Genomic DNA, 22,045 nt, shown 5'->3' on the forward strand with positions numbered 1-22,045 from the left:
GTATTTAGGAATATGCCGAGCATAACGAAGGGCGATGCGTTTGACATGGGTCATGGCATCGCGGGTGTCTGCCTAAAGACCTTTCGAAATTAAGGGATGATTCAGAAGATTCCTTCAGCTTCCGCTTGGGCTCGCTGCTTTGGCGCCCCAAGGAGGACTCATGAAACTCATCTGGATCGTACTGCTGGCCGTTGCGGCTACCTTTGGCCTGGCGCTGTTCTTCGACCCGCCGGCTACCCTGGACATCTGGGTCCTGCGCAAGCAGGCCATTCTCTTTACCGGCGTCGCGTCCTTCGCGCTGATGTCGCTGATCATGCTGCTGGCGGTGCGCCCGGTCTGGCTGGAAAAGCCGCTGGACGGCCTCGACCGCATGTACCGCGCGCACAAGTGGGCGGGCATCCTGGCCATCGTGCTGGGCCTGGCGCACTACCTGATGGAACTGGGCGGGCCGCTGCTCGCCGAGTTCATCGCCAAGCCGGCCAAGGGGCCGCGGGTGGAGACCTTCCTCGACGTGTTCCGCGGCTCGGCCAAGGACCTGGGCGAGTGGTCGGCCTGGCTGCTGGCGGCGATGCTGGTCATCACCCTCTGGCAACGCTTCCCGTACCACCTGTGGCGCTACGTCCACAAAACCCTCGCGGTGGTCTACCTGGTGCTCGCCTTCCATGGCGTGGTGCTGGCGCCGGCGGGTTACTGGACGCAGCCGGTGGGCTGGCTGGTGGCGTTCTGCGCCGTGGTGGGCAGCCTCTGCGCGCTCTGGTCGCTCACCGGGCAGATCGGCCGTCGGCGTACCCATGAAGGTGTCGTGGTCGCTATTGAGCGCCCCGGCGAGCGCATGCTGGAAGTCACCTGCAGGCTGCAGGGGCGCTGGCAGCATCGCGCCGGTCAGTTCGCTTTCCTCACCTGTGATCGCCTGGAGGGACAGCATCCCTTCACCCTTTCCTGCAGCGATCTGGGCAATGGCGAGGTGCGCTTCAGCATCAAGGCGCTCGGGGACTACACACAGCGCCTTCAGGATGCTCTGAAGATCGGTGATCCGGTGAAGGTGGAAGGGCCCTACGGCCGCTTCGACTTCCGTCGTGACAAGGGCGAGCGGCAGGTGTGGATCGCCGGTGGTATCGGCATCACGCCCTTCCTGGCCTGGCTCGAGTCGCTGCAGGCGCGGCCGGAGGACTGTCCGGAAGTAACGCTGCTGTATTGCGTACGCTCACCGTCCGACGCCATCTACGCCGGGCGCCTGCGCGAGCTGTGCGCGAAGTTGCCACGCATTGATCTGCGCGTGCATTACAGCGAAAGCGAAGGCTACCTGCAGGCGGCGGACCTGGGCCTGCAGCCCGGAGCGCAGGGTCGCTGGCCGAGCGTCTGGTTCTGCGGCCCGCAGGCACTGGCCGAACTGCTGCGCCGTGACCTGCGCCGGCAAGGCATGCCGGGCAGCCGCTTCCACCAGGAAGCCTTCCAGATGCGCTGAGGCGCTCAGAAACCGGCGACACCGAGGTCCTGCAACTGCCCGCGCAGTTGCAGGACTTCCGGTGCTCTGAAGAAGGCTTCCAGTTGCGCCGCGCGGACCTTTCCGATGCCCGGTTGCTCCTGCCACTGAGGCGCGCTGCGGGCGGCCAGGGCAGACCAGTTTTCTGCCGCCGGATAGGCATTCGGGAGGGGCGTGCCGAGAGCGCGCAGCCAGACGGCGAACGAGCGCTGTCGTGCCAGCTGGAACTGCTGGTGCAGGTTGGCGGCGCTGCGCTCGCCCAGGCCGGGCACCTGGCTCAATTGCTCCGGCGTCAGAACCATCCAGTCGAGCAGTCCCGCCAGCAGGCCGGCCTCGTGCAGGCGCCGCCAGGTGCCGGGACCGACGCCCGAGAGTTCCAGGCCGCTCTTGCCGCTCAGCCATTGCAGGCGGGCAAGGAATTGCTCCGTGCAGCCCTCCGTGGGTTGCCAGCAGGAGAGGGCGTTGAACTGCTCGTCCGTGGGTACAGCCAGTTCGGAGCGAATCGGCGAGCGCCAGACCACGCCGTCGAGGCGGGGGATGGTCAGCCCGGCAAGGGCGATGGCGACCTGATCACCGGGCCGGATATCGAGGCTGCGCCAGCGCTTGAGCGAGCCGGCGGCGACCCGCTGGATGGTCCGCCCATCCAGTTCCACGGGAGCGAGATGCAGCAGCGGCGTCACCCGCCCGCTGCGACCGACCTTGAACTCCACGCGCCGCACCTCGGCCAGTGCCTGTTGATGCGGGTACTTCCAGGCCACCGCCCAGCCCGGCGCCTGTGCGCTCCAGGCCTTGCCCGGCGGCCGGCGGCCCTGGCGAATGACGATGCCGTCGCTGGCGAACGGCAGGGGCTGGCGATACCAGCGTTCGCGCCAGGCTTCGATTTCCGGCTGCCCTGCCACCGCCTCGGTCAGCTCGGCGCTGTCGCCGAACCCCATCTGGCGCAGGCGTGCCAGGCGCCCGGGCATCTCCAGCGGGCCGTCCGGCAGCTCCCAGACGAACAGGCCGATTTGCGTGCCTTCGTCGCCAAGCTCCTTGCGTGCCATCAGCCCGGCGACCTTGCCGCGCGCACCCGCGCCACCCTTCAGCGCTTGCACATGCTGCGGAAGGTGCCAGTACAACTCGCCTTGCAGCACCCATTCGCCGCCCGTGCCGGGCAATTCCTTGGGGATTGCGGGAATCCGCTGCGCATTGGCGGTCCAGTCCTGCCCGCGGGTGCCGTCGCCGCGGCTGATCGCCTGGGCAAACCTGCCGTTGCGGTAGACGAGCGTGACCGCCACGCCGTCGACTTTGGGCTGCACCCAGAGATCGCTGCGGTTTGCCAGCCAGGTGCCCACGGCCGAGGCGTCGGGAAGCTTGTCGAGGCCTGTGTGGACGAAGGGGTGGCGAACCGCCCCGGCGCTGCTGGCCAGCGGTGATTCGGGGGTGGCAGAGGCTTGCGGGAAGCACGCCTGCCATTGGCGCAGGCGCTCGCGGGACTGGTCGTAGAGTTCATCGGCGACCGGTGATTGGCCGTCTCGGTGGTAGTTGTCATCCCACTGCCGCAGCTGTGCGCGGAGCGCGTCGATCTGCCGGGGTGCCTGCTCGGCCGGCCAGTCGGGGCAGGCATGGGCGAGAAGGGGAGGGAGCAGCAGAAGGGCGAGGGCAAGGCGAAGCATGGCGAGCGTCCGGGCAGCGGAAACCCGCAAGGCTAGGACTGGGACGCAGCACTCGGCGCTGGGATGGCTGTGGATTCTTCGCGAGGGTTTGTGGGAGCGCGGAAACGAAAAAGCCCCGCCGAGGCGGGGCTTTTCCTGCTACCGGGTCTTACAGGCCGGCGGCATCACGCAGGGCGGCAGCCTTGTCGGTGCGCTCCCAGGTGAAGGCGGTGAAGGTGTCGTCACCGTAGGTCATTTCGAACGGGTTGCGACCGAAGTGGCCGTAGGCCGCGGTCGGCTGGTACATCGGGTGCAGCAGGTCGAGCATCTTGGTGATCGCGTACGGACGCAGGTCGAAGTGCTCGCGGACCAGCTGGATGATCTTGTCATCGCTGATCTTGCCGGTGCCGAAGGTGTTGATCGAGATGGAAGTCGGCTGGGCCACGCCGATGGCGTAGGACACCTGGATTTCGCAGCGCTCGGCCAGGCCGGCGGCAACGATGTTCTTGGCCACATAGCGACCGGCGTAGGCAGCGGAACGGTCGACCTTGGACGGGTCCTTGCCGGAGAACGCGCCGCCGCCGTGACGGGCCATGCCGCCGTAGGAGTCGACGATGATCTTGCGGCCGGTCAGGCCGCAGTCGCCCACCGGGCCGCCGATCACGAAGTTGCCGGTCGGGTTGATGTGGAACTGGGTGTCCTTGTGCAGCAGCTCGGCCGGCAGCACCTGCTTGATGATCAGCTCCATCACGCCTTCGCGCAGGTCCTTGTAGCTGACTTCCGGGTTGTGCTGGGTGGACAGGACGATGGCGTCGATGCCGACGACCTTGCCACCTTCGTAGCGGCAGGTGACCTGGGACTTGGCGTCCGGGCGCAGCCACGGCAGCAGGCCGGATTTGCGGGCCTCGGCCTGACGCTCCACCAGACGGTGGGAGAAGCAGATCGGCGCGGGCATCAGCACGTCGGTTTCGTTGCTGGCATAGCCGAACATCAGGCCCTGGTCGCCAGCGCCCTGGTCTTCCGGCTTGGCGCGGTCGACGCCCTGGTTGATGTCCACCGACTGCTTGCCGATGATGTTCAGTACGCCGCAGGTGGCGCCGTCGAAGCCGACGTCGGAGCTGTTGTAGCCAATGTCGATGATGACCTTGCGCACCAGCTCTTCCAGGTCGACCCAGGCGGAGGTGGTGACTTCACCGGCGATGATCGCGACACCGGTCTTCACCAGGGTTTCGCAGGCCACGCGGGCGTATTTGTCCTTGGCGATGATGGCGTCGAGCACCGCATCGGAAATCTGGTCAGCGATCTTGTCCGGATGGCCTTCGGAGACGGATTCGGAGGTGAAAACAGAGTATTCGCTCATCTAACGGTTCCCATTCAATTACCGGTGGGTGAGGACGCTTCGCGAATCCGGTTTGGCGAAGTGCCGTACCTGGATCTGAAAGCCATTACGTAAACCGATGTAAACACTTTCGCCAGACGCGAGCCCGGCGGCGTCGGCCCAGAGGGCCAGGTCTTCCTGTTCGAACCCCAGCCAGAGATCACCACAGGCCTCTCGGGCCCAGCTCTGGTCGTGGCTGCAGAGTTCGGTCACCAGCAGGCTGCCACCGGGTTTCACCAGGTGGGCCAGCTGCTTCACGGCCTCCGCCGGTGCGGCGAAGTGGTGCAGCACCATGTTCAGCACCACGCAGTCCGCCGCGTCGTCGACGTCCTGCAGGGCATCGCCCAGCCGCAGCCGGACATTGTTCAAACCTTCGCTGGCGCAGCGTTGCCGCGCCATGTCGAGCATGGTCTGGCTGTTGTCCAGCGCCGTGACGTGGTTGAAGCGTCGGGCCAGCTCGGGGAGGAATCCGCCGTCGCCGGGGCCGACTTCCAGCGCCGTGGCGCCGGGGGCGAAGCTCAGGGCATCTAGCAGCGCCAGCACGCTTTCGCGGTATTGCGGCAGTCCTGCGATCAGGTCCTGGGTCGCCTGGAACTTCTCCGCGCTGCGGGCGAAGAAATCACGGCTGACGGCGGCACGCTGGGCGTGTACGCCATCGATGCGGGCGCTGACGTCATCGGCCAGTGCCAGTTCGTCCACTTCTTCGAGCAGCGCACCGTGCAGCGTGCCGCCCAGGCTTTCGCCCTGGGGCAGGGCGCGGCGATAGAAGATCGCGTTGCCTTCGCGGCGGGTGGCGACCAGGCCGGCCTGGGACAGCACCTTCAGGTGGTGGCTCATGCCCGACTGGCGGACGCCGAAGATATGCGCCAGCTCCAGCACGCCGAACGAATCGTTGGCCAGCACCCGCAGGACATTCAGCCGCAGCGGATCGCCGCCGGCCTTGCACAGGGCAGCCAGCTGGTCGCAATCGTCGTGGCGGATTTCGGGCAGGCGCAGACTCATAGGTCGGGCAGTCTAGTCGTGGCTTACGGGGTGGGCAATAGCTGTATCAAAAAATTTTGATATTGATGGATGAGCGGTTTTTGACCAGCTGGATGACCCAGGCGCGTGCCTTGCATCAGGCATCTGCCGATCTGTCATTGCCCCGCGGGGCCCGGCTGGGCGAAAATACCGGCCTTTTTTCATTCCCTTCGATCTTTCGAAGCAGCCCCCGCAGGAGATTAGCGATGCCCAGCCGTCGTGAGCGAGCCAACGCCATCCGCGCACTGAGCATGGATGCCGTGCAGAAAGCCAACAGCGGCCATCCCGGCGCCCCCATGGGCATGGCGGATATCGCCGAAGTCCTCTGGCGCGACTTCCTCAAGCACAACCCGAGCAACCCGCAGTGGGCTGACCGTGACCGCTTCGTGCTGTCCAACGGCCACGGCTCGATGCTGATCTACTCGCTGCTGCACCTCACCGGCTACGACGTCACCGTCGATGACCTGAAGAACTTCCGCCAGATGCACTCGCGCACGCCGGGTCACCCGGAATACGGCTACACCGCCGGCGTCGAGACCACCACCGGCCCGCTGGGCCAGGGCATCGCCAATGCCGTGGGCATGGCGCTGGCCGAGAAGGTGCTGGCCGCCCAGTTCAACCGTGACGGCCACAGCATCGTCGACCACTACACCTACGCCTTCCTGGGCGACGGCTGCATGATGGAGGGCATCTCCCATGAAGTCGCTTCGCTGGCCGGCACCCTGCGCCTGAACAAGCTGGTCGCCTTCTACGACGACAACGGCATCTCCATCGATGGCGAAGTCCACGGCTGGTTCACCGACGACACCCCCAAGCGCTTCGAAGCCTACGGCTGGCAGGTGATCCGCAATGTCGACGGGCATGACGCCGACGAGATCAAGACCGCCATCGAGACCGCCCGCAAGAGCGACGTGCCGACCCTGATCTGCTGCAAGACCATCATCGGCTTCGGCTCGCCGAACAAGCAGGGCAAGGAAGAGAGCCATGGCGCCGCCCTGGGCGTCGACGAAGTGGCCGCCACCCGCGCCGCGCTGGGCTGGAACCACGCGCCGTTCGAAGTCCCGGCGGATATCTACGCCGAGTGGAGCGCCAAGGACACCGGCGCCACCCGCGAAGCCGAGTGGAACAAGCGTTTCGCCGCCTACCAGGCTGCGCACCCGGAACTGGCCGCCGAGTTCGAGCGCCGTGTTGCCGGTGAACTGCCGGCCGACTTCGCCGAGAAGGCCGCTGCCTATGTCGCCGACGTCGCCCTGAAAGGCGAGACCATCGCCAGCCGCAAGGCCAGCCAGAACGCCCTGAACGCCTTCGGCCCGCTGCTGCCGGAACTGCTGGGCGGCTCCGCCGACCTTGCCGGCTCCAACCTGACCCTGTGGAAAGGCTGCAAGGGTGTGAGCGCCGACGACGCCAACGGCAACTACATGTTCTACGGCGTGCGCGAGTTCGGCATGAGCGCCATCATGAACGGCGTGGCCCTGCACGGCGGCTTCATCCCCTACGGCGCGACCTTCCTGATCTTCATGGAATACGCCCGCAACGCAGTGCGCATGTCCGCCCTGATGAAGCAGCGCGTGCTCTATGTGTTCACCCACGACTCCATCGGTCTGGGCGAAGACGGCCCGACCCACCAGCCGATCGAGCAGCTGGCCAGCCTGCGCCTGACCCCGAACCTGGACACCTGGCGCCCGGCCGACGCCGTGGAATCCGCGGTGGCCTGGAAGTACGCCATCGAGCGTGCCGACGGTCCGTCCGCGCTGATCTTCAGCCGCCAGAACCTGCCGCACCAGCCGCGCGACGCCGCCCAGCTGGCCGACGTGGCGCGTGGCGCCTACGTGCTGAAGGACTGCGACGGCGAGCCGGAACTGATCCTGATCGCCACCGGCTCCGAAGTCGGCCTGGCCGTCCAGGCGTTCGACAAGCTGAGCGCCGAAGGCCGCAAGGTGCGCGTGGTCTCCATGCCGTCCACCAGCGTCTTCGACCAGCAGGACGCCGGCTACAAGCAGGCCGTGCTGCCGGTCCAGGTCGCTGCGCGCATCGCCATCGAAGCTGCCCACGCCGACTACTGGTACAAGTACGTCGGCCTGGAAGGCCGTGTCATCGGCATGACCACCTTCGGTGAGTCGGCCCCGGCCCCGGCGCTGTTCGAGCACTTCGGCTTCACCGTCGAGAACGTGCTGGAAGTCGCCGCCGAGCTGCTCGAAGCCTGACGAGCGCCTGAGCCTGCCGGGGCCCATCAGGCCCCGGCAGCGAACACCAAGGGATAACAATGTCCAAGCGCCCTTACCGAGTTGCCCTCAACGGTTACGGCCGTATCGGCCGCTGCGTGTTCCGTGCTCTGCACGAACGCGGCGCCAAGGCTGATTTCTCCATCGTCGCGCTGAACGACCTGGCGGACCTGGCCAGCCTGGAGTACCTGACCCGCTTCGACTCCACCCACGGCCGCTTTCCCGGCGAGGTGAGTGTGGCCGACGGCTGCCTGCATGTGGGCGGCGACTGCGTGAAGGTATTCCGCGAAGCCGAACCCGAGGCCATCGACTGGCGCGCCCTGGACATCGACCTGGTGCTGGAATGCTCCGGTGTCTACAACACCCGCGCCGACGGCGAGCGCTTCCTCGGTGCCGGTGCGCCGCGGGTGCTGTTCTCCCAGCCGATGGCCAGCGAGGTGGACATCGATGCCACCGTGGTCTTCGGCATCAACCAGCAGGGTCTCTCGGGCGCCGAGACGCTGGTGTCCAACGCCTCCTGCACCACCAACTGCAGCGTGCCGTTGCTCAAGTTGCTGAACGAAGCCGTGGGCATCGAGTACGTCTCGATCACCACCATTCACTCGGCGATGAACGACCAGCCGGTGATCGACGCCTACCACCACGAAGATCTGCGCCGCACGCGCTCGGCCTTCCAGTCGGTGATCCCGGTGTCCACCGGGCTGGCACGAGGCATCGAGCGCCTGCTGCCGGAACTCGCCGGGCGAATCCAGGCCAAAGCCATTCGGGTGCCGACGGTGAACGTCTCGGCCCTGGACATCACCCTGCAGGTCTCCCGCGATACGTCCGCCGAGGAGATCAACCGCGTGCTGCGCCAGGCTGCCACCGAAGGCCCGCTGAAAGGCCTGCTGGCGTACACCGAGCTGCCCCACGCCAGCTGCGATTTCAATCACGACCCGCACTCGGCCATCGTCGATGGCAGCCAGACCCGCGTTTCCGGCCCCCGCCTGGTGAACGTGCTGGCCTGGTTCGACAACGAGTGGGGGTTCGCCAACCGCATGCTCGACACCGCAGGGCACTACCTGCGGGTCGCCGCTACCGAACGTTAATCAAACAGCCCCAACAGGACTGACTGTCATGACCGTGTTGAAGATGACCGACCTCGACCTCCAAGGTAAGCGCGTGCTGATCCGCGAAGACCTCAACGTTCCGGTGAAGGACGGTGTGGTCAAGAGCGACGCGCGCATCCTGGCCTCGCTGCCGACCATCAAGCTGGCCCTGGAAAAGGGCGCGGCGGTGATGGTCTGCTCGCACCTGGGCCGCCCGACCGAAGGTGAGTTCTCCGCCGAGAACAGCCTGCAGCCGGTTGCCGACTATCTGTCCAAGGCCCTCGGCCGCGCCGTGCCGCTGGTCAAGGACTACCTGGGCGGCGTCGAAGTGAAGCCGGGCGAAGTCGTGCTGTTCGAGAACGTGCGCTTCAACAAGGGCGAGAAGAAGAACGCCGACGAGCTGGCCCAGCAATACGCCGCCCTGTGCGACGTGTTCGTCATGGATGCCTTCGGCACCGCCCACCGTGCCGAGGGTTCGACCCACGGCGTGGCCAAGTTCGCCAAGGTCGCCGCGGCCGGCCCGCTGCTGGCCGCCGAACTGGATGCCCTGGGCAAGGCCCTGGGCAATCCGGCCCGCCCGATGGCTGCCATCGTCGCCGGCTCCAAGGTTTCCACCAAGCTCGACGTGCTCAACAGCCTGGCGCTGATCTGCGACCAGCTGATCGTCGGTGGCGGCATCGCCAACACCTTCCTCGCTGCGGCGGGCCACAAGGTCGGCAAGTCGCTGTACGAGGCCGACCTGGTCGATACCGCCAAGGCCATCGCCGCCAAAGTCAGCGTTCCGCTGCCGGTGGACGTCGTGGTTGCCAAGGAGTTCGCCGAGACCGCCGTTGCCACCGTCAAAGACATCGCTGACGTGGCCGACGATGACATGATCCTGGACATCGGTCCGAAGACCGCCGCCCAGTTCGCCGAGCTGCTGAAGACTTCCAAGACCATCCTGTGGAACGGTCCGGTCGGCGTGTTCGAGTTCGACCAGTTCGGCGAAGGCACCAAAACCCTGGCCAAGGCCATCGCCGAAGGCACCGCCTTCAGCATCGCCGGCGGTGGCGACACTCTGGCGGCTATCGACAAGTACGGCATCGGCGAGCAGATCTCCTACATTTCCACCGGTGGTGGCGCCTTCCTCGAGTTCGTCGAGGGCAAGGTCCTGCCGGCCGTGGAAGTGCTGGAGCAGCGCGCCAAGGCCTGATCCTGGCGACACCGCCGGGCGACAGTAAAGCAAACCTCTTCGGCATCCCCGGGTCACAAGCCTTGTACGGATGCCAAGGAGAACGGTCATGCGAGCTGTCGTCCCTCTGTTGTCGTTTTGCCTCGTGCTGGTCGGCTGTGCCGGAAGCGGTGGAGCTCCCAGTACCTGTGAAGTGATGAGCCCGCCTTCGGTCATGGTGCCTTCGGACCAGAACCGCGAACGGGTGGATAGCCAGAGCAGCGGCGATCCGACGCCCGAGCAGAAACCGGTGAACTGCCCCTGAGGCAACGCCTGGCGGCCGGGATCACGATCTGACAGTGCCGCCCGCGCCCAGGCGCAGGCGGCACTGGCGTTCCTGCGGCGGGACGGGCAATCTGGCGTATTGGATATCCGGCGGCGCGTCCGCCCGAAGGAGAGTCGCCCGATGTTGCGTTATCTCGTCCCGGCCCTGGCGCTTGCGCTGGTGGCGGGTTGTTCCAGTCACTCGACAGGCGGCAACTCCGCTGTGCAGGGTGGTTGGAGCCACTGGGTCTGCGACAGCAAGGCCGAAGTGCGGTGGCGTTACGTGGACCCCAGCAAGTCGGTCGTCGACCTGAAGCTGGGGGAGGACGACGTGGTTCATCACCTGGAAGAGGAACCCGGCGGCTCCGGCGCTTTCTATAGCGACGGGCTGATCGGCTTGAGCATCAAAGGTGACCAGGGCCTGGTGTACTGGGTCGAGAGCAACGACCTGATCGGCCGTGGTTGCAAGGCGCACTGAGCGCCGATTGTCCGGCTCGCGCCGGAAGACTTGAACACGGCCTGCCCCTGCGGCAGGCTTCCAAACATGTAGTTAAGGGGCTCGTGTGACCGAGCCTGACTTCTGGGAGAAGCGAAGACCATGGCACTCATCAGCATGCGCCAAATGCTGGACCACGCCGCCGAGTTCGGCTACGGCGTTCCGGCTTTCAACGTCAACAACCTCGAGCAGATGCGCGCCATCATGGAAGCGGCCGACAAGACCGATTCCCCGGTGATCGTGCAGGCCTCCGCTGGTGCCCGCAAATACGCCGGTGCGCCCTTCCTGCGCCACCTGATCCTCGCGGCCATCGAGGAATTCCCGCACATCCCGGTGTGCATGCACCAGGATCACGGCACCAGCCCTGACGTCTGCCAGCGCTCCATCCAGCTGGGCTTCTCCTCCGTCATGATGGACGGCTCGCTGAAGGAAGACGGCAAGACCCCGGCCGACTACGAGTACAACGTCCGCGTCACCCAGCAGACCGTTGCCTTCGCCCACGCCTGCGGCGTGTCCGTGGAAGGTGAGCTGGGCTGCCTGGGTTCCCTGGAAACCGGCATGGCCGGCGAGGAAGACGGCGTTGGCGCCGAAGGCGTGCTGGACCACAGCCAGCTGCTGACCGATCCGGAAGAAGCCGCGGACTTCGTCAAGAAGACCCAGGTCGACGCCCTGGCCATCGCCATCGGCACCAGCCACGGCGCCTACAAGTTCACCAAGCCGCCGACCGGCGATGTGCTCTCCATCGAGCGCATCAAGGAAATCCACAAGCGCATCCCCAACACCCACCTGGTGATGCACGGCTCCTCCTCGGTGCCGCAAGAGTGGCTGAAGGTGATCAACGAGTTCGGCGGCGACATCAAGGAAACCTACGGCGTGCCGGTCGAGGAAATCGTCGAAGGCATCAAGCACGGCGTGCGCAAGGTCAACATCGACACCGACCTGCGCCTGGCTTCCACCGGCGCCATCCGCCGCATGATGGCCGAGCAGCCGAGCGAGTTCGACCCGCGCAAGTTCTTCGCCAAGACCATCGTCGCCATGCGTGATATCTGCATCGCTCGCTACGAAGCCTTCGGCACCGCCGGCCATGCCTCGAAGATCAAGCCGATCTCCCTGGAAGGCATGTTCCAGCGTTACGCCAAGGGTGAGCTGGTGTCGAAGGTCAACTGATCCCGAGCCCTGCTTGTTCCTGAAGAGCCCCGCCCTGCGGGGCTCTTTCGTATCTGCCAGAAGGAAATCGCCGATGCTGCGTGCCTTGCTTTGTGTCCTGCTGCTGACGCTCGCCGGTTGCTCGCTGCGCCCGACCGCGCCTGTCGCGCCGCCTTCCAAGCCGCCGGTGGACCTGCCGGTGGACGCGCAGAACTGCCTGACTCACCAGGAATGCACGTTGAAGACCTCGCGCACCCTGCTGTTCGTCTTCGACTATGCCGAGGCGGGCGCAGCCCTGGTGGAAAACGAGAACCGCGTGCTCAGTACGCCGGAGAAGGCACCGAAGAAAGGCTGGCCGGCGATCCGCATCCAGTTGGCCGATCCGGATGGTGGGCGCTTCGAGTTCTCCAGCGAGTGCCGGCAGAAGCGCTGCCGTATCAAGGAATCGCGTCTGCTCAGCTGCTACCGTAGTTACCTTGATGGAAAGACCACTCTCGACGGCAAGGCCTGCCGGTTCCGCTGAGCGCTGGTGCTCGAGGCGGGCCGGACCGGCTCTGGAGGCAAGATGACGGATGTACATGGCAGTGCGCAGGAAGGTTTCTCCCGCGAGGCGAAGGCCTACGCCCACGGGCGCCCGGACTATCCCGACGAGCTGCTGGGCTGGCTCGGCGAGGAGCTGGGCATAGGTGCCGACACGGAAGTGGTCGACCTCGGTGCCGGTACCGGGAAGTTCACTTCCCTGTTGCTGCGCACTGGTGCGCAGGTCACGGCCATCGAGCCGGTGGCGGCCATGCGGGAGCAGCTCGGTGCTTCCTTGCCCGCTGTGAAGGTGCTCAACGGCACGGCCCAGGCGATGCCGCTGGTGACGGAAAGCGTCGATGCGCTGACCTGTGCCCAGGCCTTCCACTGGTTCGCCGACGAGCGGGCGCTGGAGGAAATCCATCGCGTGCTGCGACCGGGCGGCCATCTCGGGCTGGTCTGGAATGTGCGCGACGAGCGTGTCGACTGGGTTGCCCAGGTGACGCGCATTCTCGAACGCTACGAAGGCAGCACGCCGCGCTTCCACACCGGGCAGTGGCGCCGCGCCTTTGCCGGGTCGCGCTTCGAAGACCTGCGCCTGCGCGAATTCAGCTACCAGCACATCGGCCCGCCGGAGCGGGTGATTGTCGCGCGTACCCTGTCGGTGAGCTTCATCGCGGCGTTGCCCGACGAGCAGAAGCAGCGGGTCGCCGAGCAACTTCACGAGCTGATCGCCACGCACCCGGCGCTGAAGGGGTGCAGCGAAGTCGCCTTCCCCTATCGCACCGAGGCCTACAGCACCCGCGCGCTGGCCTGACCGGGGAATGCGGTAGACTGGCGGACGTTTCCTCCGCCAGTCGTATCCCATGCAGCCGCTTCGCTATCTCCAGGCCTATCCGCCACAACTTCAGGACCAGGTGCGCCAGCTCATCGAGCAGGACCGCCTCGGCGAGTACCTGGAGCGCCGCTATCCGGGTCGTCATGACGTGCAGAGCGACAAGGCGCTGTACGGCTACGCCATGGACCTCAAGCAGCAGTACATGCGCACCGCGCCCGCGGTGGACAAGGTGCTCTACGACAACAAGCTGGACGTGGTGCAGCGCGCGCTGGGCCTGAACACGGCGATCTCCCGCGTGCAGGGCGGCAAGCTCAAGGCGAAGAAGGAAATCCGCGTCGCCTCGCTGTTCAAGGACGCGGCCCCCGAATTCCTGCAGATGATCGTCGTCCACGAACTGGCGCATCTGAAGGAGCGCGATCACAGCAAGGCCTTCTACCAGCTCTGCGAGCACATGCTGCCCGGCTATCACCAGCTGGAGTTCGACCTGCGTGTCTACCTGACCTGGCGCGACCTGCCTCAGTAGTACAGCCGCCCCAGGTAGAGCAGCCCCAGGCACCACGGCAGCAGCAGGGCGAAGCCCAGGTAGCGCAGCGCCGTGCGCGGGCCGCTCTCGCCCCGGTTCAGCCAATTGACGCCCGCCAGCACCAGCGCATAGGTCGCCAGGCCTGCCAGCAGCCATTCGTACTGCTCCGTCGTGGGCGAAACCGGCCCGAGGTGGGTATGGGTGAGGTGCCATGCGCAAAGAGCGATTGCCGGCACCAGCAGGGCCGATGCCACCAGGATTCTCCCGGCGAGTTGCAGCAGGAAGGCGATCAGCAGCCCCGCCAGGCCCGCGCTGGCAATCAGCAGGGCAAACAACTGGTCGAGATAGACGAGATCGGGCGAGGGTTCGAGCGAGCGGGGTTGTGCGAGCAGGCGCAACAAGGGCGCACCGAGCAGAAGGGCGATCAGGCAGAACAGCCAGCCTGGCAGGGCGCGTGGCATCCGAAACTCCTGATGAAGTTGCTGCGGGAAGCCCCTGACGCGCCGGATGGGGTCGGTCGCCTGGGGTTGTTCGCCGCCGCAAAGCCCAGATTAATCAATGATTTGGCGAAATGCCATAATTTTGTCGGGAATGATTCCCGAAAATGAGAAGGCCCCTCCGGGGAGGGGCCTTTCTGTCAGAAGAGGTCGATTGGCGCTTCTTCATCCGCCGGCATGCCGCTGCCGGGAGCGCTGCCGGGCGCCAGTTCGTTCATCGACGGCGGCGTATCTTCGTTCTTGAACAGTTCGAAGTACGCGCCCGGGGTGCCCGGAGGCGCAGCACGGCCGGTGACCGGGTCGATGCGCAGGCTGACCAGGCCGGGCGGCTCGGGCAGCAGGTGCGACGGCTTGTCTTTCAGCGCCGCGCCCATGTAGCGCATCCAGATCGGCAGGGCGACGTTGCCGCCGTACTCGGCGCGGCCGAGGCTTTCCGGCTGGTCGAAGCCCACCCAGACGGTGGTCATGTAGTCGGCGTTGAAGCCGGAGAACCAGGCGTCCTTGGACTCGTTGGTGGTGCCGGTCTTGCCCGCCAGATCATCGCGCTTGAGCGCCAGTGCGCGACGGCCTGTGCCGCGCTTGATCACGTCCTGCAGCATGCTGGTCATGATGTACGCGGTGCGCGCATCGATGACGCGTTCGGCGGCCGCTGGCTCGATGGTGGTCTTGGCCTGGCTCGGATCGTCGTTGCCGAAAGCGTCGGTGGCGGCCGGTTGTGGCTGCGCCTGCACCTGTTCTTCGTTCTGCGGAATGCTCGGCGGGTTGGCCTGGTACAGCACCTGCCCGTCGCGGCTTTCGATGCGTTGCACGATGTAGGGCGCGACCTTGAAGCCGCCGTTGGCGAAAACGGTCCAGGCGCTGGCGATCTCCATGGGTGTCAGGGTCGCGGTGCCCAGCGCCATGGATAGGTTCGGCGGCAGGTCGTCCTTGTTCAGGCCGAACTTGCTGATGCAGTTGCGTGCGCGGTCGACGCCCAGGGCTTGGAGGATGCGGATCGATACCATGTTGCGCGACTTGTAGAGCGCCTCGCGCATGGGGATCGGGCCGAGGAAGGTGTTGGTGTCGTTCTTCGGACGCCAGACCTTGTCCAGGTACTCGTCATAGAACACCACCGGGGCGTCGTTGATCAGCGAGGCGGCGGTGAAGCCGTTGTCCAGCGCACAGCTGTAGATGAACGGCTTGAAGCTGGAGCCGGGCTGGCGACGGGCCTGGGTGGCGCGGTTGTAGTTGCTCTGCTCGAAGGAGAAGCCGCCCACCAGCGCCATGATCGCGCCGTCCTGCGGGTTGAGCGAGACCAGGGCGCTCTGCGCGGCCGGCACCTGGGTCAGGCGCAGCGAACCGTCTTCCTTGCGTTGTACGCGGATCACGTCGCCGGCCTGCACCACATCGCTGGGCTGGCTGGGCATGCGGCCCATGCTGTTGTTGCTCAGGTAGGGGCGAGCCCACTTCATGCCGTCCCAGCTCAGGGCCTCTTCCTTGCCGTCGCGGGTCATGACCATGGCGCCGCTCTTCTCGACCTGGGTGACGATGGCTGGTTCCAGGCCGCCCAGCGGGCGCTGCTGCGCGATGGCCTGGCGCCACGCGTCACGAGTCTTGCCCGGGAGGCGCGTCTCGGGGCCGCGGTAGCCGTGCCGCTGGTCGTAATCCTGAAGACCTTCGCGCAGGGCGGTGTTGGCGTCTTCCTGCAGGTCGCTGCGCACCGTGGTGTAGACGCGATAGCCCTCAGTGTAGGCATCGCCACCGAAGCGGCCGACCAGTTCGGCGCGGGCCATCTCGGCGATGTATGGGGCTGCCAGCTCCGGAGTCTGGACGTGGTAGGACGCACCGACGGGTTCCTGGATAGCGGCCTGATAGCGCGGCTGGTCGATGAAGCCGAGCTTGAGCATGCGCTCGAGAATCCAGTTGCGACGCTCCAGGCTGCGTGCGGCGTTGGCCAGCGGGTTATAGCGCGACGGTGCCTTGGGCAGGCCGGCGATCATCGCCATCTGCGCCAGGCTCAGGTCCTTGATGGACTTGCCGTAATAGACCTGGGCGGCGGCTTCGACGCCGTAGGCGCGGTTGCCCAGGTAGATCTTGTTGACGTAGAGCTCGAGGATCTCGTCCTTGGTGAGCGAGCGCTCGATCTGCAGGGCGAGCAGGATCTCGTTGATCTTGCGGGAGAAGCTTCTCTCATTGGTGAGGAAGTAGTTCTTCGCCACCTGCATGGTGATGGTGCTGCCACCGGTCTGGATGTGCCCGGTCTTCAATAATTGCGCGGCAGCACGCATCAGGCTTTTGACGTCCACGCCATAATGGTTGGCGAAATTGTCATCTTCAGCCGATAACAGTGCGTGGGTGAAATCCGGGGGGATTTCAGCAAATCGAATCGGCGTTCGGCGCATCTCGCCAAACTCTGCTATCAATTTGTTATCAGCACTGTACACGCGCAGCGGCATCTGCAGCCGCACGTTGCGCAAGGCCTCCACGGACGGGAGGTTCGGGCTGAGGTACAGATAGGCGCCGCTGAAACTGAGCAGCACTCCACAAATAATGGTGACGCAGGTCCACCACAGAAACTTCAGCAGGCGCATCGGGAAGGTCTTGGATTTCCAGGGAAAAGAAAGAGTTAAGCGGATGGCGCGGTAAAAAGGGAAAAGCTGATCACATTATAAGCAGTTTTTTTGCTGGCGAGCCATTTGCGAAGCTGTCAAGTCTGGTATCTAATGTGGAAAAACATAAATCGTCCGTAAGTCTCGGATGCTGATAGGAAATCAGTCGTGCTAGGGCTCTTCAATAAGAAAGCGAACACGCTGCTGGGGATAGACATCAGTTCGACTTCGGTCAAACTTCTCGAATTGAGCCGCTCTGGAGGCCGCTACAAGGTAGAGGCCTACGCTGTCGAGCCGCTCCCGCCCAATGCAGTGGTAGAAAAGAACATCGCTGAGCTGGAGGGTGTCGGCCAGGCGCTGTCACGTGTGGTCGCCAAGGCGCGGACCGCAGTGAAAACGTCTGCGGTCGCGGTTGCCGGCTCGGCGGTCATCACTAAAACCATCGAGATGGACGGCGGACTCTCGGACGACGAGCTGGAGAATCAGCTCAAGATCGAGGCCGACCAGTACATCCCCTATCCCCTCGAAGAGGTCGCGATCGACTTCGAGGTGCAGGGCACGTCCGCACGCAACGCGGATCGCGTCGATGTTCTTCTCGCCGCATGCCGGAAGGAGAACGTCGAGGTGCGCGAAGCTGCGCTGGCGCTCGCGGGCCTGACGGCCAAGGTCGTCGACGTCGAAGCCTACGCGCTGGAGCGAGCGTTCAGTCTGCTGGGAGACCAGTTGGGCGGCAATGCCGACGAGCTCACAGTTGCGGTGGTCGATATCGGCGCCACCATGACCACGCTGAGCGTCCTGCACCATGGCCGCACCATCTATACGCGTGAGCAGCTTTTCGGCGGGCGTCAGCTCACCGAGGAGATCCAGCGCCGCTATGGACTGTCGGTCGAGGAAGCGGGTCTCGCCAAGAAGCAGGGCGGTCTTCCGGATGACTACGACAGCGAAGTGTTGCAGCCGTTCAAGGACGCCGTGGTTCAGCAGGTGTCGCGTTCGCTGCAGTTCTTCTTCGCGGCCGGCCAGTTCAACGATGTGGACTACATCCTGCTGGCGGGAGGCACTGCGTCCATCCCTGATCTGGATCGTCTGATCCAGCAGAAGATCGGCACTCCGACCCTGGTGGCCAACCCCTTCGCCGACATGGTGCTGAGTGGCAAGGTCAACGCCGGAGCGCTGGCCAGTGATGCGCCCGCGCTGATGATTGCCTGCGGTCTGGCGATGAGGAGTTTCGACTGATGGCACGCATCAACCTATTGCCGTGGCGGGAGCAGCTGCGCGAGGAGCGCAAGCAGCGCTTCCTGGTGATCCTGGGTGCCGTTCTGCTGGCTTCCGGGGCGATCGTTTTCCTCGGGGATCAGTACTTCAACTCGGCCATCGAGAACCAGACAGCGCGCAACGACTTCCTGCGCAAGGAAATCGCCGTGCTGGATGCGCGTATCAAGGAGATCAGTGAGCTGAAGACCCGTCGCCAGCAATTGCTGGAGCGGATGAAGATCATTCAGGACCTGCAGGGCAACCGCCCGATCATCGGCCGAGTGTTCGACCAACTGGTCCGCACCCTGCCTGATGGCGTGTTCTTCACTGAGCTGAAGATGTCCGGGAAGTCCATTGCCATTGCCGGTGCAGCAGAGTCCAACAACCGCGTCTCCAATCTCATGCGCAACCTCGATTCGTCCGAGTGGCTGACTTCGCCGAACCTGACCGAAGTGAAGGCTGTTACCCAGGGCGCCCTGGATCAGGCGAATGTCTTCCAGTTGACGGTGCAGCAGACCCAGCCCGGCAGTGAGGAACAGGACAAGCAGAGCACCCCGCAAGGAGCCAAGAAATGAGTCTGGCCAGTTCTCTGGAGAGCTTGCGCAAGGTCGATATCAACGATCTTGACCTGAACAACCTTGGTTCCTGGCCGGCAGCAGTCAAGGTCATCGCCTGTATCCTGCTGATGGCCGTGGTTCTGGCGCTTGGCTACAACTTCCATCTGAAGGAACTGCAGGATCAGCTCGACCGCAATCGCGAGGAAGAGCAGACCCTCAAGCAGCAGTTCTCGACCAAGGCCTTCCAGGCGGCAAACCTGGAAGCCTACAAAGGGCAGATGAAGGAGATGGAAGAGTCCTTCGGCGCCCTTCTGCGTCAGCTGCCGAGTGATACCGAGGTCCCTGGCCTGCTGGAAGACATCACCCGCACTGGCCTGGGTAGTGGCCTGGAGTTCGAAGAGATCAAGCTGCTGCCGGAAGTGACCCAGCAGTTCTATATCGAGCTGCCGATCCAGATCAGCGTCGTAGGCGGATACCACGATCTGGCGACCTTCGTCAGCGGTGTGTCCAGCCTGCCGCGAATCGTCACGCTGCATGACTTCGACATCAAGCCGGCGAGCTCGGACAGCACCTCCAAGCTGCGCATGAGCATCCTGGCGAAAACCTATCGCTACAACGACAAGGGCGTGAAGGTTACTGCCCCGGCGGCTGGAGCGAAGACAGGAGCGAAGAAATGAGGGGGCGCCTGATCATTTGCAGTTTCCTGCTCCTGACCTTGAACGGTTGTGGCTCGGGTAGTGATTTTGCCGACCTGCAGAGCTACATGGACGAAGTGCGCGCTCGCCCGAAGGGGACGATCGAGCCGATGCCCAAGTTCCAGGCCTATGAAGCCTTTACCTATAGCGCCTCGTCCCTGCGCAGCCCCTTCCAGCCGCCGGTGAAGATCGACCTGGCGATCAAGCAGAAGGGCAACAGGGTCATCAAGCCCGATGAAACACGGGTCAAGCAGTTCCTCGAGGGCTTCAACATCGAAACCTTCGAAATGGTCGGCACCCTGGCCAAGGACAGTCAGGTATTTGCTCTCGTGAAAGGTGCAGGAGGGGTGCATCGGGTACGAGTGGGTGACTACCTTGGGCGCAACGACGGCAAGATCGTTGCGATCAACGAAGCCAAGATCGACGTGATTGAAATCGTTCCTGATGGTGAGGGTGGCTGGCTGGAGCGTCCGCGCAGCCTGACTCTCAAGGAACGCTCCTAAGGGCGGGGATGAACATGGATAACAAACAGCAGTCTGCACGACGGATTCAGACGATGAATAGAAAGCTTTCCCGCCTCGGCATTTCCGTGCTCGCGGCCGTATTCGCGCCGGCTCTGCTGGCCGCGAACCTGCAGAGTGTCGACGTGGCGGCGCTGCCGGGCGATCGCGTGGAGCTGAAGCTGGGCTTCGACGAGCCGGTTGCCGCGCCGCGTGGCTACACCATTGAGCAGCCGGCGCGAATCGCGCTGGACCTGCCGGGTGTGCAGAACAAGCTGGGCAGCAAGAACCGCGAGCTGGGCGTGGGCAATGCCCGCAGCCTGACCGTGGTCGAGGCGAAGGACCGTACTCGCCTGATCGTCAATCTGGCGACCCTCGTGCCCTACAGCACCCGTGCGGAAGGTTCGAACCTGTACGTCGTGGTCGGTGCGGGCGCAGCGACTTCCAGCTCCTACGCCTCCGCGGCGCCGGCAGCGGCTCCAGCGGCCAGGCCCGCTCAGCCCAAGCCCTACGTCCCGGCTGGCAAGGCGATTCGTAATATCGACTTCCAGCGTGGCGAGCAAGGCGAAGGCAATGTCGTGATCGATCTGTCCGATCCGACTGTCAGCCCGGACATTCAGGAGCAGGGCGGCAAGATCCGCCTGGACTTCCCGCGTACCCAGCTGCCGGACAATCTGCGCGTCCGCCTGGACGTGAAGGACTTCGCGACCCCGGTACAGCTGGTCAACGCTTCCGCGGTCGGCGACAAGGCCAGCATCACCATCGAGCCGACCGGTCTGTACGACTACCTCGTCTACCAGACCGACAATCGCATGACCGTCAGCATCAAACCGCTGACCCAGGACGATGCCGAGAAGCGCAAGAAGGACACCTTCGCCTACACCGGTGAAAAGCTGTCGCTGAACTTCCAGGATATCGATGTGCGCTCGGTGCTGCAGCTGATCGCCGACTTCACCGACCTGAACCTGGTGGCTTCGGACACCGTGCAGGGCAACATCACCCTTCGTCTGCAGAACGTGCCGTGGGATCAGGCGCTGGATCTGGTGCTCAAGACCAAGGGCCTGGACAAGCGCAAGGTCGGCAACGTATTGCTGGTCGCGCCGGCTGACGAGATCGCGGCTCGCGAGCGCCAGGAGCTGGAAGCGCAGAAGCAGATCTCCGAACTGGCTCCGCTGCGTCGCGAGCTGATTCAGGTGAACTACGCCAAGGCGGCGGACATTGCCAAGCTGTTCAGCTCCGTCACTGGCAGCGGTGCCAGCGCTCCGGGCGTTGCGGCGGCTGCACAGGGCGACAACCGCGGTTCGATCACCGTGGATGACCGCACCAACAGCATCATTGCCTACCAGACCCAGGATCGCCTGGACGAGCTGCGCCGCATCGTCGCCCAGCTGGACATCCCGGTTCGTCAGGTGATGATCGAGGCGCGCATCGTCGAAGCCAACGTCGACTACACCAAGGAACTGGGTGTGAACTGGAGCGGCTCGCTCTCCGGCCACGGCAACTTCGATGTCTCCGGCGGCACCAACAGCACTGGCAACACCTTCGTTGACCTGGGCACGTCGAACGCCACCCCGACTTCGGGCATCAGTATCGGCTTCACCACCAACAACACCATCCTGGATCTCCAGCTCAACGCCATGGAGAAGACCGGTAACGGTGAAGTGGTGTCCCAGCCGAAGGTCGTCACCTCGGACAAGGAAACCGCGAAGATCCTGAAAGGCTCGGAGATTCCCTACCAGGAAGCCAGCTCCAGCGGCGCGACCTCGGTGTCCTTCAAGGAAGCGGCGCTGTCCCTGGAAGTGACCCCGCAGATCACTCCGGACAACCGCATCATCATGGAAGTGAAGGTCAACAAGGACGAGCCGGACTACGCCAACGCCCTGAACGGCGTACCGCCGATCAAGAAGAACGAGGTGAACGCGAAAGTGCTGGTCAACGATGGCGAAACCATCGTGATTGGTGGCGTGTTCTCCAACACCCAGACCAAGTCCACGGCCAAGGTGCCGTTCCTGGGCGACGTGCCGATGATCGGCCGCCTGTTCAAGAACGACTATGTGACCGACAGCAAGAACGAGCTGCTGGTTTTCCTTACCCCGCGGATCATGAATAATCAGGCCATTGCAATCGGCCGTTGAT

The 22,045-nt window shown here is 64.5% G+C and carries 19 protein-coding genes; 14 read left to right on the plus strand and 5 right to left on the minus strand.

The window, feature by feature from the left end:
• Positions 1–160 precede the first annotated feature (160 nt).
• The gene (locus tag IB255_RS16670; RefSeq protein WP_192210571.1) at positions 161–1,465 is read left to right on the plus strand and encodes a ferric reductase-like transmembrane domain-containing protein; all 1,305 of its coding nucleotides are present in this window, start codon (positions 161–163) and stop codon (positions 1,463–1,465) included.
• A gap of 5 nt (positions 1,466–1,470) precedes the next feature.
• Here the strand turns inward: IB255_RS16670 and ligB are convergent, their stop codons facing one another.
• The 3 genes from ligB to IB255_RS16685 all read right to left on the minus strand — a co-directional run bounded on the left by ligB (position 1,471) and on the right by IB255_RS16685 (position 5,497).
• A complete protein-coding gene (ligB, locus tag IB255_RS16675) occupies positions 1,471–3,138 on the minus strand; it encodes an NAD-dependent DNA ligase LigB (RefSeq protein WP_192210572.1) in 1,668 nt (555 codons plus the stop codon).
• 148 nt (positions 3,139–3,286) lie between these two features.
• Entirely contained in the window at positions 3,287–4,477 is a 1,191-nt protein-coding gene (metK, locus tag IB255_RS16680; RefSeq protein WP_169935922.1) for a methionine adenosyltransferase, read from the minus strand.
• An 18-nt stretch (positions 4,478–4,495) separates the two neighbouring features.
• Positions 4,496–5,497, minus strand: a complete 1,002-nt coding sequence (locus IB255_RS16685) for an ArsR/SmtB family transcription factor (protein ID WP_192210573.1) — start codon at positions 5,495–5,497, stop codon at positions 4,496–4,498.
• Positions 5,498–5,721: 224 nt separating this feature from the next.
• On the opposite strand from IB255_RS16685, the gene tkt reads away from it, so the two are divergent.
• The 8 genes from tkt (at position 5,722) to IB255_RS16730 (ending at position 13,821) form a co-directional block, all read left to right on the plus strand.
• Positions 5,722–7,719: a transketolase gene (gene tkt, locus IB255_RS16690; protein ID WP_081515408.1), complete on the plus strand. Its 1,998-nt coding sequence runs from the start codon at positions 5,722–5,724 to the stop codon at positions 7,717–7,719.
• 59 nt (positions 7,720–7,778) lie between these two features.
• Entirely contained in the window at positions 7,779–8,825 is a 1,047-nt protein-coding gene (gene epd / locus IB255_RS16695) for an erythrose-4-phosphate dehydrogenase (RefSeq protein ID WP_081515409.1), read from the plus strand.
• Positions 8,826–8,853: 28 nt separating this feature from the next.
• Positions 8,854–10,017, plus strand: a complete 1,164-nt coding sequence (locus IB255_RS16700) for a phosphoglycerate kinase (RefSeq protein WP_081515410.1) — start codon at positions 8,854–8,856, stop codon at positions 10,015–10,017.
• A gap of 424 nt (positions 10,018–10,441) precedes the next feature.
• Positions 10,442–10,777: an MliC family protein gene (locus IB255_RS16710; protein WP_081515412.1), complete on the plus strand. Its 336-nt coding sequence runs from the start codon at positions 10,442–10,444 to the stop codon at positions 10,775–10,777.
• Positions 10,778–10,897: 120 nt separating this feature from the next.
• Complete coding sequence (gene fba / locus IB255_RS16715; protein WP_024764154.1) at positions 10,898–11,962, plus strand: class II fructose-bisphosphate aldolase; 1,065 nt, start codon at positions 10,898–10,900, stop codon at positions 11,960–11,962.
• 73 nt (positions 11,963–12,035) lie between these two features.
• Positions 12,036–12,464: a hypothetical protein gene (locus IB255_RS16720; protein WP_081515413.1), complete on the plus strand. Its 429-nt coding sequence runs from the start codon at positions 12,036–12,038 to the stop codon at positions 12,462–12,464.
• 42 nt (positions 12,465–12,506) lie between these two features.
• Positions 12,507–13,277, plus strand: coding sequence for a class I SAM-dependent methyltransferase (locus IB255_RS16725; RefSeq protein WP_081515414.1), 771 nt, complete (start codon positions 12,507–12,509; stop codon positions 13,275–13,277).
• 49 nt (positions 13,278–13,326) lie between these two features.
• Positions 13,327–13,821 carry a YgjP-like metallopeptidase domain-containing protein gene (locus IB255_RS16730; protein ID WP_081515415.1) on the plus strand — a complete coding sequence of 165 codons (495 nt, stop codon included), beginning with the start codon at positions 13,327–13,329 and terminating at the stop codon, positions 13,819–13,821.
• Here IB255_RS16730 and IB255_RS16735 read toward each other — a convergent pair.
• A complete protein-coding gene (locus tag IB255_RS16735) occupies positions 13,815–14,282 on the minus strand; it encodes a hypothetical protein (protein ID WP_081515416.1) in 468 nt (155 codons plus the stop codon). The genes IB255_RS16730 and IB255_RS16735 overlap by 7 nt on opposite strands.
• Positions 14,283–14,458: 176 nt before the next feature.
• Positions 14,459–16,888 (minus strand): penicillin-binding protein 1A, encoded by a 2,430-nt coding sequence (locus tag IB255_RS16740; RefSeq protein ID WP_081515417.1) that lies wholly within the window; start codon positions 16,886–16,888, stop codon positions 14,459–14,461.
• Between the two features lie 186 nt (positions 16,889–17,074).
• Between IB255_RS16740 and IB255_RS16745 the strand changes: the two genes are divergently transcribed.
• The 5 genes from IB255_RS16745 to pilQ are packed head-to-tail and all read left to right on the plus strand — an operon-like array spanning position 17,075 to position 22,044.
• Positions 17,075–18,139 carry a pilus assembly protein PilM gene (locus IB255_RS16745; RefSeq protein ID WP_017520515.1) on the plus strand — a complete coding sequence of 355 codons (1,065 nt, stop codon included), beginning with the start codon at positions 17,075–17,077 and terminating at the stop codon, positions 18,137–18,139.
• Positions 18,139–18,732, plus strand: coding sequence for a type 4a pilus biogenesis protein PilN (pilN, locus tag IB255_RS16750; RefSeq protein WP_081515418.1), 594 nt, complete (start codon positions 18,139–18,141; stop codon positions 18,730–18,732). Before IB255_RS16745 ends, pilN begins: the two co-directional genes overlap by 1 nt.
• Positions 18,729–19,391 (plus strand): type 4a pilus biogenesis protein PilO, encoded by a 663-nt coding sequence (pilO, locus tag IB255_RS16755; protein ID WP_081515419.1) that lies wholly within the window; start codon positions 18,729–18,731, stop codon positions 19,389–19,391. Before pilN ends, pilO begins: the two co-directional genes overlap by 4 nt.
• Positions 19,388–19,912: a type 4a pilus biogenesis lipoprotein PilP gene (pilP, locus tag IB255_RS16760; protein ID WP_081515420.1), complete on the plus strand. Its 525-nt coding sequence runs from the start codon at positions 19,388–19,390 to the stop codon at positions 19,910–19,912. Before pilO ends, pilP begins: the two co-directional genes overlap by 4 nt.
• A 53-nt stretch (positions 19,913–19,965) precedes the next feature.
• Positions 19,966–22,044 (plus strand): type IV pilus secretin PilQ, encoded by a 2,079-nt coding sequence (pilQ, locus tag IB255_RS16765; RefSeq protein WP_081515421.1) that lies wholly within the window; start codon positions 19,966–19,968, stop codon positions 22,042–22,044.
• The last annotated feature ends 1 nt before the right edge of the window (position 22,045 follow it).

Source organism: Pseudomonas sp. PDM22, from assembly GCF_014851965.1.
GTDB lineage: Bacteria > Pseudomonadota > Gammaproteobacteria > Pseudomonadales > Pseudomonadaceae > Pseudomonas.